This window comes from Aureimonas sp. ME7 (assembly GCF_903970965.1).
Classification (GTDB): domain Bacteria; phylum Pseudomonadota; class Alphaproteobacteria; order Rhizobiales; family Rhizobiaceae; genus Aureimonas.
The window spans coordinates 11,787-24,833 of record NZ_CAJCKW010000013.1; the positions used below are offsets into that span (position 1 = coordinate 11,787).

General features: G+C 68.0%; 12 protein-coding genes. 2 read left to right on the plus strand and 10 right to left on the minus strand.

All coding sequences use genetic code 11. The annotated features are described in order from the left end of the window. Positions 1 to 25: 25 nt before the first annotated feature. Positions 26 to 919, minus strand: a complete 894-nt coding sequence (locus H7A85_RS17650) for a LysR family transcriptional regulator (protein WP_182087288.1) — start codon at positions 917 to 919, stop codon at positions 26 to 28. 116 nt (positions 920 to 1,035) lie between these two features. Between H7A85_RS17650 and H7A85_RS17655 the strand changes: the two genes are divergently transcribed. Both H7A85_RS17655 and H7A85_RS17660 read left to right on the plus strand, forming a co-directional pair. Further along, positions 1,036 to 2,532, plus strand: coding sequence for a CoA-acylating methylmalonate-semialdehyde dehydrogenase (locus H7A85_RS17655; protein ID WP_182087289.1), 1,497 nt, complete (start codon positions 1,036 to 1,038; stop codon positions 2,530 to 2,532). Positions 2,533 to 2,592: 60 nt separating this feature from the next. Then, entirely contained in the window at positions 2,593 to 3,540 is a 948-nt protein-coding gene (locus H7A85_RS17660; RefSeq protein WP_182087290.1) for an AEC family transporter, read from the plus strand. A 4-nt stretch (positions 3,541 to 3,544) separates the two neighbouring features. Here H7A85_RS17660 and H7A85_RS17665 read toward each other — a convergent pair whose 3' ends face one another. The 9 genes from H7A85_RS17665 to H7A85_RS17705 form a co-directional block, all read right to left on the minus strand. Then, positions 3,545 to 4,183 carry a nucleoside triphosphate hydrolase gene (locus tag H7A85_RS17665; RefSeq protein WP_182087291.1) on the minus strand — a complete coding sequence of 213 codons (639 nt, stop codon included), beginning with the start codon at positions 4,181 to 4,183 and terminating at the stop codon, positions 3,545 to 3,547. 41 nt (positions 4,184 to 4,224) lie between these two features. Beyond that, positions 4,225 to 5,754, minus strand: coding sequence for a siroheme synthase CysG (gene cysG, locus H7A85_RS17670; RefSeq protein WP_244631258.1), 1,530 nt, complete (start codon positions 5,752 to 5,754; stop codon positions 4,225 to 4,227). 148 nt (positions 5,755 to 5,902) lie between these two features. Continuing rightward, positions 5,903 to 6,331, minus strand: coding sequence for a heme-binding protein (locus H7A85_RS17675; RefSeq protein ID WP_182087292.1), 429 nt, complete (start codon positions 6,329 to 6,331; stop codon positions 5,903 to 5,905). 74 nt (positions 6,332 to 6,405) lie between these two features. Then, positions 6,406 to 7,665 carry an Hsp70 family protein gene (locus H7A85_RS17680; RefSeq protein WP_182087293.1) on the minus strand — a complete coding sequence of 420 codons (1,260 nt, stop codon included), beginning with the start codon at positions 7,663 to 7,665 and terminating at the stop codon, positions 6,406 to 6,408. A gap of 140 nt (positions 7,666 to 7,805) precedes the next feature. Next, entirely contained in the window at positions 7,806 to 9,530 is a 1,725-nt protein-coding gene (locus H7A85_RS17685) for a methyl-accepting chemotaxis protein (protein ID WP_244631259.1), read from the minus strand. A gap of 198 nt (positions 9,531 to 9,728) precedes the next feature. Beyond that, on the minus strand, positions 9,729 to 10,283 hold the full coding sequence (locus H7A85_RS17690) for a transglutaminase-like cysteine peptidase (protein WP_244631260.1): 555 nt from the start codon (positions 10,281 to 10,283) through the stop codon (positions 9,729 to 9,731). Positions 10,284 to 10,432: 149 nt separating this feature from the next. Continuing rightward, entirely contained in the window at positions 10,433 to 11,401 is a 969-nt protein-coding gene (locus tag H7A85_RS17695; protein ID WP_182087294.1) for a hypothetical protein, read from the minus strand. Between the two features lie 172 nt (positions 11,402 to 11,573). Next, complete coding sequence (locus tag H7A85_RS17700; protein WP_182087295.1) at positions 11,574 to 12,068, minus strand: hypothetical protein; 495 nt, start codon at positions 12,066 to 12,068, stop codon at positions 11,574 to 11,576. Beyond that, entirely contained in the window at positions 12,065 to 12,760 is a 696-nt protein-coding gene (locus H7A85_RS17705) for a response regulator transcription factor (protein WP_182087296.1), read from the minus strand. The genes H7A85_RS17700 and H7A85_RS17705 overlap by 4 nt, the downstream gene beginning before the upstream one ends. Positions 12,761 to 13,047 lie beyond the last annotated feature (287 nt).

Genomic DNA, 13,047 nt, shown 5'->3' on the forward strand with positions numbered 1-13,047 from the left:
TGCGCTTGCGAAGCGGCCGTCCGTGTCAGCGCTTGGGCGGCGCGAAGATGTGGCGGTCACGCTCGACCTCGGCCGAGATGAAGTCCGCCACGGCCCGGATGCGGGCGAGGTCGCGCGCGCTCTCGTGATAGACCAGCCAGTATTCGCGCCGGATCTCCCGGCTCGCCAGGACGCGCTCCAACTCGGGCCGGCGGGCGGCGATGAACGTGTGCAGGATGCCGATCCCGAGCCCGGCTGCCACCGCCTCGGTCTGCCCGAGGGCGGAGGAGATTTCGAGCCGGCTCTGCCATCCGCCCGCGAACTCGGCCGCATATTGGAGCGAGGCGCTGTAAAGGAGATCCTCGACATGGCCGACGAGGCTGTGGTTCGCGAGGTCCTGGGGGCTCTCGGGGCGCCCGTATCGATCGAGATAGTCGCGCGACGCGAAGGCGGCGAGCGCATAGGACACGAGGCGGCGGGCCACGAGGCGCCCCTGCGTCGGCCGCTCCACCGTGATGGCGATGTCGGCCTCGCGCCGCGACAGGGAAAAGGCGCGAGAAACCGGCACGAGCTGGAGCGTCAGGTTCGGGTGGCGGCGCAGGAGGGCCCCGAGGCGGGGCGCCAGGAAGGCGGTGCCGAAGCCGTCCGGCGCGCCGATCCGCACGGTGCCGTTTAGATCGAGGTTGCCGCCGCCGACCGCCGAGCGCGCGCGCAGCGTCTCGGCCTCGATCCGCTCGGCGGACTGGAGAAAGGCTGTTCCCTCCCCCGTTAGTTCGCAGCCGTTCGGCCGCCGCTCGAAGAGCTTGGCACCGAGTTCGCGCTCCAGCGCGTCCAGCCGGCGCCCGACCGTCGCGTGGTTCAAGGACAGGCGGCGCGAGGCCGCCAGGATCTGGCCGGCACGGGCCACCGCCAGAAAGACGCGGACATCATCCCAATTCACAGGGCGATCCTCGACAGGACTACGATCGGCGCACAACGGATGAGCATGCCGACGCCTTGCCTTCAAGTGCATTCCATCAGCACATGATCCGGAGCCAAGAATTCAGGAGGAAAAGCATGAGCGAGATCGGGTCTTTCATCGACGGCGCACACACACCCGCCACGTCGGGCCGCACCGTTCCGGTGTTCAATCCGGCGACGGGGCAGGCGAGCGCCGAACTCGGCCTTGCTAGCCGCGACGATCTTCAGCGCGCGGTGGACGCCGCCAAGGCCGCGCAGCCGGCATGGGCCGCCACCAACCCGCAGCGCCGGGCGCGCGTCTTCATCCGGTTCGTGGAACTTCTCAACGCCCATATGCAGGAGCTGGCCGAGCTTCTTTCCTCCGAACACGGCAAGACGGTGGAGGATTCCAAGGGCGACATCGTGCGCGGGCTGGAAGTCTGCGAGTTCGTGATCGGCATTCCGCACCTCCTGAAGGGCGAGTTCACCGAAGGGGCGGGGCCGGGGATCGACATGTACTCGATCCGCCAGCCGGTCGGCATCGGGGCAGGGATCACGCCGTTCAACTTCCCAGCGATGATTCCGATGTGGATGTTCGCGCCCGCCATCGCCTGCGGCAACGCCTTCATCCTCAAGCCCTCGGAGCGCGATCCGAGCGTGCCTATGCGCCTTGCCGAACTGATGATCGAGGCGGGGTTGCCCAAGGGCATCCTGCAGGTCGTCAACGGCGACCGCGAGATCGTCGACGCCATTCTGGAGCATCCCGAGATCGGCGCGGTCTCCTTCGTGGGTTCCACGCCGATCGCCGCCCATGTTTATGCGGAGGCGACTAGCCGCGGCAAGCGCGCCCAGTGCTTCGGCGGCGCCAAGAACCACATGATCATCATGCCGGACGCCGATCTCGACCAGGCGGCCGACGCCCTGATCGGGGCGGGCTACGGCTCGGCCGGCGAGCGCTGCATGGCGATCTCGGTGGCGGTGCCGGTCGGCGAGGCGACGGCGGACGCCTTGATCCAGAAGCTCGTCCCCAAGGTCGAGGCGTTGAAGATCGGTCCCTATACCGACACGGGCGCCGACTACGGGCCGGTGATCACGAAGGCGGCGAAGGAGAAGATCCTCGGCCTCGTCGAGAAGGGCATCGAGGAAGGCGCGGAGCTCGTGGTGGACGGGCGCGACTTCCGGATGCAGGGCTACGAGGACGGGTTCTTCGTCGGCTCCTGCCTCTTCGACAACGTGACGCCGGACATGGATATCTACAAGGAGGAAATCTTCGGCCCCGTCCTTTCGGTGATCCGGGCGAAGAGCTACGAGGACGCGCTGGCGCTGCCCACCAACCATGAATACGGCAACGGCGTCGCGATCTTCACGCGTGACGGGGATGCCGCGCGCGACTTCGCGAGCCGCGTTCCGATCGGCATGATCGGCGTCAACGTGCCGATCCCGACCCCGCTCGCCTATCATTCCTTCGGCGGCTGGAAGCGCTCGTCCTTCGGCGATCTCAACCAGCACGGGCCGGATTCGATCAAGTTCTGGACGCGGACCAAGACGGTGACGAGCCGCTGGCCGAGCGGCATCAAGTCGGGCGCCGAGTTCTCCATGCCCGTGATGCGCTGAGCTGGAGGCCCGACGGGGCTCGAAACGCAAACCGAAGAATGCGACAAGGCCGGCACCTTCATGCCGGCCTTGTCGTGTTTCATGCTCCAGACGCTTCTCTTCTCGCTCGCGCCCGTGTTCTTCGTGCTCGGGCTCGGCTACGTCGCGGGATGGCGGGGCTGGGTGGATGCGCGCGCGACCGACATGCTCGGCGCCTTCATCGCCCAGTTCGCGCTGCCAATCGCGCTGTTTCTGGCGATCGTCTCTGCCCCGCGCGAGCTTCTGGCGCTGGAACTCCTGCCGACCACGATCTACGGTGCGGTGTTTCTCGTCGTCCTCGCCCTGTCCGCGCTTTGGGCGCGGCGCCAGGGCTTTTCGCCGATCACGGCCGCGCTCTATGTGCTGACGGTGGGCATGCCCAATCTCGGCGGCATCGGCCTCGGGCTCTTCCAGTCGCTGGAGGGGCCGGGTTCGGAAGTGTCGCTGGCGGTGGCCAATCTCGTGGGCACATTGACGGTGATGCTGTTCGCCTTCATGCGCCTCGAAATGCAGCGCGGCGGGCATCCGAGCCGGGCGCTCGGCGCCGCCCTCCTGAAGCCGATGACGATCCTGCCGACGCTCGGCTTTGCGATCGCCCTCGCGGGCCTACCGTTTCCCGCTCTCGCCACCGCGATGCTGAAGCCCCTGGCGCAAGCGACGGGCGGGGCGGGCATGTTCCTGACCGGCGTGATCCTGTCGACGCAGGCCCTGCGTCTGACGCGCGCCAGCCTCCTCGGCGTGTTCCTCGCCAACATCCTGCGCCCGGCCCTGGCCGTCGCGCTATGCCTTGCGCTGTCGCTGCCGCCGGAGATGGAGGGCCGCATCGTCGTCGCCATGGCGATCCCCGCCGGCTTCGTCGGCACGATCCTGTCGGCGGTCTACGGGCAAGGGGGGCGCGAGAGCGGCGGTGTCCTCGTCGCCACGACCTTCGCTTCGATCCTGACCCTGCCGTTCTGGATCGCGGTGGCGACGCTCCTGTTCGGCGTCTGAGCGGTCAGCCGTCCGTGCGCAGCGCGATGTCGGCCGGCCGGCTTTTCGCCAAGACGAGGCGCATGTTGGGCAGGTCGTTGCCTTCCAGCTTGCGCACCAAGGCTTCCGGCTCCAGCCCGAAGCCGAGCCAGCGGGCGGTGAGGCGTTCGATCAGCGTGTCCTCGCCGGCTTCCACCATCACCGTCAGGTCGAACAGGGCTCCGAGATCGCGCCAGCCCGGCTCGTCGAGGAGCAGGTAGTTGCCCTCCGTCAGGACGATGCGCACGCCGGGCTCGATGATGCGCGCGCCGGCTCTCGCGATCTCGATCGACCGGTCGAACACGGGAACCGCGACGTCGCGCCCGTCATCGGCGCGAAGGCGGCCGAGCATCGCGCGGTAGCCGTCGAGGTCGAACGTATGGGGGGCGCCTTTTCGCGCCCGGTCGCCCCGCGCGTTCAGAACGGTGTCGTCGAAGTGGAAGCCGTCCATGGCTAAGATCTCGGCGACGCCCGGCCGGCGCGCGTTCAGCCGCTCGCGCAGCTGCTCGGCCGTGGTCGACTTGCCCGAGCCCGGCGAGCCCGCGATAGCGACGATGCGCCGGCCTTCGCCCTCCTCGCTGAGAAGCGCGTTCGTCAGTCCCGCCAGTGTGGTCGCTTCGCTCATCGCGCCTTCGCCTCGTCCGCCTCGCGCTTCGCGCCCGGCTGTCAACCCGCCTTTGCCTGAAGCCGCGAGGTTTGGCGAGGGGCGTCGTCCCGATCGGGCTCGAAGCCTTCCAGGGCCAGGGGCTCGACATCGGCGAAGACGCGCCCGACGCCGATCAGGATCGGTCGCTCGATGCCGACATGCGCGACGAGGGCGGCCAGATCCTTCAAGGCGCCGACGACGCGGATCTCGTCGGGCCGCGAGATCGCGGCGGCGATCGCCACCGGCGTATCGGCGCTCAATCCTTCGGCCTGCAGCCGCTCGGAAATGCGGGGGGCCATCCGCCCGCCCATATAGAAGATCGTGGTGGCGTGGTCGTCGGCGAGCGCGCGCCAGTCCATCTCGTCGGGCAGGTCGCCCTTCTGGCTGTGGGCGGTGACGAAGCGCACGGCCTGCGAAACGTCGCGGTGCGTCAGCGATACGCCAAAACCCGCGGCAAGCGCGGAAGCCGCCGTGATGCCCGGCACGATGGCGACGGGGATCCTCTGAGCGCGCAGCTCGGCGATCTCCTCGCCCGAGCGGCCGAACACCGAGACGTCGCCCGACTTCAGACGCACCACGTGCTTTCCCGCCTTGGCGAACTGCACCATCATCGCGTTGATGTCGGCTTGGCTGCAGCTTTCGCGCCGGGCGCGCTTGCCGACCAGCATGCGCTTGGCCTCGCGGCGGGCGAGCTCCAGAATGTCGTCGGACACGAGATCGTCGAAGAGGATGACGTCCGCGGCCTGAAGCGCACGCACCGCCTTCAGCGTCAGAAGCTCGGCATCGCCGGGACCCGCGCCCACCAGGGTCACGCGCCCGCCCGCCTGCGGCCGGTTGGCGAGCTCGCGCAGGAACCGGCGCGCGTCGGCTTCCGCCGCTTCGTCCGGTGCGCGGATGGTGAAAGCGTGGTCGGAAAAGCGCTCCCAGAAGGCGCGGCGGGCCGGGCCCGGCTGGAGCTTGTCCATCACCTCGGCGCGCACGCGCGCGGCGAGCTTCGCCCAGGCCGTCAGCGTCGCCGGCAGGAGGGTCTCGATGCGTCGGCGGATCGCCTGGCCGAGAATGGGCGCCGCGCCGTCGGTGGAAATGCCGACTACCACCGGCGAGCGATTGACGATCGTGCCGAAGCGGAACTGGCAGAAGGCAGGCTTGTCGATGACGTTGACCGGCACGCCGTTGGCGCGCGCGGCGCAGAAGAAGGCCTGCGCTTCCGCCTGCGTCTCGCAGTCGGCGACGGCGATCGCCGCGTTGCGGAAGACATCCTCCCCCCAGGGGCGGTCGTGGTGGCGGATCCGGCCTTCGGGCGGGCGGAGGGCGAGGACGCTCTCCATTTCCTCGCCGATCTCGGCGCGCGGGCAGTAGAGGTCGACATGGGCACCCGACACCAGAAGGAGTTCGGCCTTCCAGGCGGCGGCGTCCGAGCCGCCCGCCATGACGGCGCGCCGGGTCTTGAGGTCGAAGAACACGGGCAGCGTCGCCAGCTCGCCCATCCGCTGCGGGCGGAGGGAGGCCGGGGCGGCCTCGTGATCCGCCGGTTCGGTCGGGGTCGGCATGGGGCGTGCCTTCGAGCTGGATTCGTAGGTGCGGTCAGGAGCGCAATGTGACGATCGCGCTTCCCGCTTGCAAGAAACGCCATGCCGAAAGCGGAGCGGCCGGCAGAACGCCATGCCGTCTCGGGACGGGCGTCATGGGATCGAAGGGTCAGCCCTTGTCGGCGACGAGCCCGACCGCCTCGATGCCGGCAACCGCCGCCGTCTCGTCGTTGTCGGACGTGTCGCCGGTGATGCCGACCGCGCCGACGACCTTGCCTTCGGAGCGGACGAGGACGCCGCCCGGCACGGGAACGAGCGAGCCCCCGGCGAGTGCGTTCATAGACTGGATGAAATAGGGCTGCTCCTCGGCGCGCTTGCCCAGCGCGCGCGAGCCGAGGCCCATCTGGACCGCGCCGTTGGCCTTGCCGATGGCGATGGCCGGGCGCATGGGCGCCGCGCCGTCCTCGCGCTCCAACGCCAGAAGGTCGCCGCCGGCATCGAGAACCGCGACCGTCAGCGGCTTCAGGCCCAACTCGCGCCCTTTGGCGCGGGCGGCCTCCACGATGCGGCGGGCTTGGTCGAGGGTGAGGGCGGTCATCGGCGAACTCCCGGAATCGTCGTGGCGTGTCGTGTCGTTCCGGGATACAGGCCGCCGGCCCGTTCGCCAACCCGTCAGGCGAAACGGCGGGCGGCGTCGAGCCCGAGGCCGAGCCCGACGGAGCCGAAAGCGTCCGACAGGGCGACGCGCGCGCCCGGAAAACGCCGCGTGGCGGCGCGCGAAACGGCGGGCACCTGCGCGCCGCCGCCGGTCAGGATCACGGTTTCCACCGCGTCCGCCCCGATGCCGGCGAGCTGGAGCGCTGAATCGATCGCCCCTTCGATGCGCGACACGAGTTCGGCCGTCGCCGTTTCGAACTCGGCCCGCGTCACCGGCGCGGCGAGGGACAGGCCGGGTTCCTCCAGCATGATCGTGGTGTCGTCGCTTGCCGTCAGCGCGATCTTGCCGCGCTCGACCGCGCCGGCCAGCCGATGGCCGGAGCGGTGGCGCAGCATGTGCTCCATCCGGTCGAGCTTTTCCGGCTCGGCGGCCTCTTTCCGAAGGGCGCGGATGTCGGCGAGGACCTTGGGCGTATACAGCGTATTGATCCGGTGCCAGGTCGCCATGTCGTTGAAGTACCAGACCGGCAGGCGGCGCTTGCCGTCGCCGGTGGTGGAGCCCAGCCCGAGCAGCGGCTGCATGCTGGCGATGTTGAGAAGGCGGTCGAAATCGGTGCCCCCGACATGGACGCCCGCGGTGCCGAGAATATCGCCCGAGCGATCCGGGGCCTCGGCCCGCTCCGGGCTGAGGCGCAGGATCGAGAAGTCCGAGGTACCGCCGCCGATGTCGACCACCAGCGCCAGCTGCTCGGAGTTCATCTCGCTCTCGAAGTAGAGCGCGGCGGCGACCGGCTCGTACTGGAACTCGACATGGGCGAAGCCTTGCGCGCGCGCGGCCGACGCCAGCTGGTTCTCCGCCTCGCGGTCGGCCTCGTCGCTTTCGTCCACGAAGCGCACGGGGCGGCCGAGCACGATGCGATCGACCGCCTCTCCGGTTTCGCGCTCCAGCGTTTCGCGCATGTTGCGCAGGAAGCGGCCGATCAGCGCCTCGAAGCTCATGCGCTCGCGCCCGACCTGCGTGGTCTCGCGCATCAGGGAGGAGCCGAGGATGCTTTTGAGCGCGCGCATGAAGCGGCCCTCGGCTCCATCCACGTATTCGAACACGGCGCGGCGTCCGAAATAGGTGTTGCCGTCCTCCAGCGAGAAGAAAAGGGCGGAAGGGATCGTCAGGTGCTCGCCCTCGACCGGCAGGAGGCGGGGCTTCTGGCCGGGAGAGCAGAGCGACAGGGTGGAATTGGTCGTGCCGAAGTCGAGACCGGGGAAGGATACGGGCATGGGGCTTGCGGCTTTCAGCAAAGCGAATGCCGCAAGCCGCCTCGTGGGAGGCGGTGCGGCATGGATGGGCGCTCAAGGTTCGGGGCGGCCGCTCTAGCCCATCCCCGAGCCGTTGGAAAGATCCGTCTTGCCGGTTCGGCTCAGGACGCGTAGCGCATGGAAACGGCGGTGCGCCCCTTGCCCCCGCCGATCGACAGGGCGGTCTTGGCCCCCGGGCGCGAGCCGGTCTCGAAGCGGGCCATGCGCTGGGTGAGCTCGGCGGTTTCGCCGAGGAGATCGCGCGTGGCGGCGGTCGTTTGTTCCACCATCGCGGCGTTCTGCTGGGTGACCTTGTCGACCTGGTTCGCCGCGGTGGCGACCTCGGACAGGCTGACCGACTGGTCGCGCGCGGATTGCGCGATCAGGCTGATGACGCGGTTCATCTCTCCCACCTGCCCGACGATCTCCTGGATCGATCGGCCCGACGAGGATACGAGATCGACGCCGCCGTCGACCTGCGCCGAGGAGCGGCTGATCAGGTCCTTGATTTCCTTGGCAGCTTCCGCCGAGCGCTGGGCAAGGCCGCGGACCTCCTGCGCAACAACCGCGAAACCCTTGCCGGCTTCTCCGGCGCGCGCGGCCTCGACGCCTGCGTTCAGCGCCAGGAGGTTGGTCTGGAAGGCGATGTCGTCGATGACGCCGATGATCTTGCCGATCTTCTGCGAGGATCCCTTGATGGCGTTCATCGCCTCGATCGCGGCGGCGACGATCTCCTCGCCGCGCTGCGCGTTGGAGAGGGCGGCGGCAGCCGTCGCCTGCGCGCGGCCCGCCTCGCTCGTGGTTTCCTTGACCCCTTGCGTCACCTGCGAGATGGCCGCGACCGTTTCCTCGAGCGCTGCCGCCTGCTGCTCGGTGCGCTGCGACAGGTCGTTCGCGGCCATCGAGATCTCGGTCATCCGCTCCGAAATGCGCGTCGAGGCGCCCTGCACCTCCTGGATCGTCTCGCAGAGCGTCGTGCGCGCCTCGTTGTAGTCGATGCGCAGCTGGTCGAGTTCGGGCGTCAGCGCCTCGCCGATCTCGCGGTCGAGCTGGCCGTTGGCGAGCGCGCCGAGCGCCGAGCCGACGCGCGACACGGCCTGGACGCGCGTCGTCACATCGGTCGCGAACTGGACGATCTTGGCGACCTTGCCGTTCGCGTCGAGGATCGGATTGTAGGAGCCTTGGATCCAGAGGTCCGAGCCGTCCTTGGCGACGCGGCGGAACTCCGAGGCCTGGAAGCGCCCGGCGCGCAGCGCCTCCCAGAATTCGGCGTAAGCGGCGCCCGCGCGCTCCTGCGCGCCGACGAGGATCGAATGGTTGCGCCCAATCAGCTCGCTTCGGGCATAGCCGGTGGCTTGAAGGAAGTTGTCGTTGACGGCCGCGATCGTGCCGTCGACCCGGAACTCGATCACCAGTTGCGAGCGGTGGATCGCGGCGATCTGGGCGGAATAGTCGATGTTGGCGAGGCGCTCCTTGGCATTGGCCCATTCCACGCCGAAGCCGGTGATGCGGCCGCGCTCGCGCAAGGGCGTGACGAGGAGGTCGAACACCCAGTCGCCGACGCGGATCGTGGCTCGATAGGGCTTTTCCAGCGTTTCGAGGAGTTTGCGCTGATGCGCCGGGTGCTTGTGGAAGATGTCGATCGAGCTGCCGACGAGATCGGCCACCTTGAAGGCCGGCAGTTCCTTGCGAAGGTCGGCCTCGGCTTCGCCGAGGAGCGCGATCAGCGTCTTGTTGACGAAGGTGATCCGAAGATCCTTGTCGGCGAGCATCACGTTGGTGGCGAGTTCGTCGAGCGCCATCTGCTTCTGGGCGCCGAGCGAGCCTCGAAATACGGAGATGGACAAGGGGCACCTCTTCACGATGATTTCGAGGCACGGTCGGCCGCAACTCGTTTCAAGGGAGGTAACCCCGAGTTCATTTCCGGGTGGTAAACAAAACCATACGCTCGTACCCGAGACGCGAAATATAGAACCGAAGATTGCGCGAGGGGACGAGCCCGTCGGGCCAAGTCCGACCGGTTGCCCCGGGCGCGGAGCATCAATTCAGCCGATGCGCTCCCACTCGCCGTGCTGCTCCTGCGACTGGCGGGCGAAGAAACGGTAGGGCGTCCGGTTCCAAAGCCGGACGGCGGGGGACAGGCTGTCGAGGACGTAGTCGCCTTCGCTGGTGCGAACGGTGAGAACCGTGTGGCCGGCCTCGGAGAAGCGCGGCTGCACCACCGTCAGGAGGAGGGTCGAGGCCGGGAAGCCGAGCGCGATGAGGCTCTTCTTCTTGGCGATGGCGATGTCCTCGCAATCCCCGCTGCCGCCCGCTGCGCGCCAGACGTCGCCCTTGGACGGTGCGTCGTCGACCTGATGGACGCGGGCGTTGATCCGCGCGTTGACGTCCCGCATCGCGGCGAGGCGGGCCGGGGTGAGTTCGACCTTCTTCTGCGGTCCGCTCGATGCGCACAGCCGCGCGTCGCGCTCGCAAAATTCGTAGAAGGCGGGCGGGGCGAAAGCGCTACCGTTGGTCGACATGGCCGTCATGGACGAGCCGGTGGCCGAGCAGCCGGTCAGACATGCGCTGCCGAGCAGCATCCAGACGATTGGGCGCAAGGTCTTCGAAACCCCTCAAGCTTCCGTTCGGCCGAGGGTATAGGCAAGGCCTTGCGGCAAGCTAAAGGCAAAGGTTCGAATTCGCCTCTCACAGCAACGGGACGGCTTGCGCCGCCCCATCGTTCTTCGTGGCCCGATCGTTAGGGGCGTCAGGAACCGCCGGCACCTCCGGCTCCGCCCGAACCGCCGCCGCCCGAGCCGCCTCCACTGCCGCCCGCGCCGCCCGCGCCGCTCGCACCGCCGCCGTTGCCGCCCGAACCGCCGGAGCCACCGCCGCCCGAACTCCCGCTGCCCGAGCCGCCGCCGCCGGATCCGGCCGAGCCACCGGAGCCGTTGGCACCGCCGCCGTTGCCTCCGTTGCCGCCCGAGCCGCCGCCCGAACTACCGCTTCCCGAGCCGCCGCCGCCGGACCCAGCCGAGCCGCCCGAGCCGCTGGCGCCTCCGCCGTTGCCACCATTACCGCCCGAGCCGCCGTTGCCGGAACCGCCGCCGCCCGTTCCTCCGCCGCCGCCGCCGGCACCCCCTCCGTTGCCACCGTTTCCACCGTTACCCCCGCCATGGTTTCCGCCGCCGGGGTTCCCACCCCCAGGGTTTCCGCCGCCAGGGTTGCCCCCGCCTGGATTGCCTCCCCCGGGGCTCCCCCCGCCCGGATTGCCCCCTCCAGGGCTTCCGCCACCCGGGTTGTTGTCACCCGGATTGTTGCCGCCGTCGCCGGTGTTGCCGCCGTTGCCGGGATTGTTTCCACCGTTGCCGGTGTTCCCGCCCGTGTTACCTCCCGTGTTGCCGTTGCCCCGCGAGGCCTCGCGGCCGAGGCCGCGCCGCCCCTCGTTGGAGTTGCGCGTGCCGTTGGTTTCCTGGCCGGGAACCGTGCGCGCGATCAGGCTCGTGGTGATCGGGGGGCATTGCGCGACCTGGGCCGGGGTCAGGATGCGGCTCCGGTTGGCGGCCACGCAGCAGAGCGCGAAGTTGCCCCGCGTCAGCGGCTGGCATTGCGCGGCGCTCAAGGTGGGGCGAAGGCTCTGCTGCGCCCTCGCCGGGCTGGTCCCGCCGGACAAGGCGGTGGACACAAGAAGAACCGTGCCGAAGGTCGTGACGAGTTTGTCGAGATACAGGTACATTTCTTCCTCCAGTGGGAAAAAATGCGCTCCCGTCCCCTTTTTGGTGCGCGGATGACATGCGCCGGATCGGCTGCACGGTGGAAACCATTTCATATCCGCTTCGCGCACGCAATCGCTCGAAGGATGGATGGACGTGGAAAAACAACGCGCTAGTTGAGCCGGCCTGCCGTTTTCAATGCGGGAAGCGATAGCGCGTCACGATCGACATGATGGCCTCGTTCAACTGGCGAATGGCTTCGATCGAGGCGGCGATGTTGCGCATCTCGGCCCCGTCCAACGGGTCCACCTTGCCGTACTTGATCGAGTCCTTGGCGTCGAAGATGCGCATCAGCTGGGTGCTCGCCCGGCTGCCGGTCTCGTCGAACGAATAGATGCAGTGGCTGTACTTGTTGCGCAGCTTGCCTTGCTTGAGCAACTGGTCGGTGATGGCCAGGACGTCCTTGCGGCAGGGCGCCGAGGTGGCCGACATCTTGGCGAGGCGCTCCACGAGGTCGATGCGCGCGCGCGTCGTGTTCAAGGTGAGGAAGACGACGATCGCCGTTTCCTTGTCCACCTTCGCCAGGCCTGCGATCAGATAGATCAGGAGGCTCTCGGTATTGGTCCAGGTATAGTTGAGCTGGCCGACCAGGAGAAGGATGTCCTGCAGACGGGGGGCAGGCGCGCTCATTGCCGTTGGGGCAGGAGGAAGCCGCCCTCGATCGTTCTCGGCGCCGCCGAGGTGTGGTCGCGGAAAAGGCCGGCGGCCTGCGTCCGGTTGTGCACGCCGAGCTTGGTGATGATGTTGTGGAGATGGATCTTGATCGTGTTCTCCGACAGGTTGAGGCGGCTGGCGATCAGCTTGTTCTGAAGCCCGCGCGACACGAGTTCCAGGATCTCGAACTCGCGTTCGGTCAGCGCGCCGATCCGGCCCCGCCGTCGAAGCTCGATCGCGCCGGGTTCGGCCACGGGCGGGGGCGCCTCGCCATGGGACGCGCGAAGCGAGAGGATCATTGCGGGCGGGACATAGCACCCTCCCTGAAGGATGACCTGCAGCACGGAAAGCCAAAGGTCGAGCTTCAGATCCATCGGCAGGACGCCGCGAACGAAGGAAAGGGACAGGAGCTCCAGAAGAGGCAGGGCCGGGCAGGTTTCGGCCTGAAGAATGGCGAACACCGCCGTCGGATGCGCCTGGTGAAGAAGCGACATCTGGGCTCTCGGCTCCAGAAGCAGCGAGCTTTCCACCAGCATGAAGGCGACCGCCGCGCCCGATCCAGCATGGGCGGCATGAAGGTCGCCTGCCTGGATGACTTCGATCCAGGGGAACTGCCGCTCGATCGCATGGACGAGGGAATCGGACAATTCGCTCGAGGTCGCCACCATTAAGGTGCGCCGGCTTCGCGTCGCATTGCTCGCGATCTGTTCCGAAGACGAACGGGAATCGACAGGGGCCCTCATGACGCGTTTCCTATCTGCTGCAGTATCGGAAGCTGAAAATCCTGATCTTACACCCGTAAGTTATAGCGGCTTTGCGTTATACGATATAATCCGAATGGACTATCATAGCCCATGAAACACCCTTCTATGTTTCATGAGGATTTCGTTCGACCTCGATATGGCGACGAATATTGGCTGGATCTGCCGTAAGACATCTTGCGTTGCGATATAAC

Excerpts from the sequence above, each read along its gene's own strand:
- H7A85_RS17680 (WP_182087293.1), bottom strand. The coding sequence starts at position 7,665 with ATGCCCGTATCCTTCCCCGGTCTCGACTTCGGCACGACCAATTCCACC.
- cysG (WP_244631258.1), bottom strand. The coding sequence starts at position 5,754 with ATGCCGACCCCGACCGAACCGGCGGATCACGAGGCCGCCCCGGCCTCC.
- H7A85_RS17695 (WP_182087294.1), bottom strand. The coding sequence starts at position 11,401 with ATGTACCTGTATCTCGACAAACTCGTCACGACCTTCGGCACGGTTCTT.
- H7A85_RS17675 (WP_182087292.1), bottom strand. The coding sequence starts at position 6,331 with ATGACCGCCCTCACCCTCGACCAAGCCCGCCGCATCGTGGAGGCCGCC.
- H7A85_RS17665 (WP_182087291.1), bottom strand. The coding sequence starts at position 4,183 with ATGAGCGAAGCGACCACACTGGCGGGACTGACGAACGCGCTTCTCAGC.
- H7A85_RS17700 (WP_182087295.1), bottom strand. The coding sequence starts at position 12,068 with ATGAGCGCGCCTGCCCCCCGTCTGCAGGACATCCTTCTCCTGGTCGGC.
- H7A85_RS17655 (WP_182087289.1), top strand. The coding sequence starts at position 1,036 with ATGAGCGAGATCGGGTCTTTCATCGACGGCGCACACACACCCGCCACG.
- H7A85_RS17705 (WP_182087296.1), bottom strand. The coding sequence starts at position 12,760 with ATGGTGGCGACCTCGAGCGAATTGTCCGATTCCCTCGTCCATGCGATC.
- H7A85_RS17660 (WP_182087290.1), top strand. The coding sequence starts at position 2,593 with ATGCCGGCCTTGTCGTGTTTCATGCTCCAGACGCTTCTCTTCTCGCTC.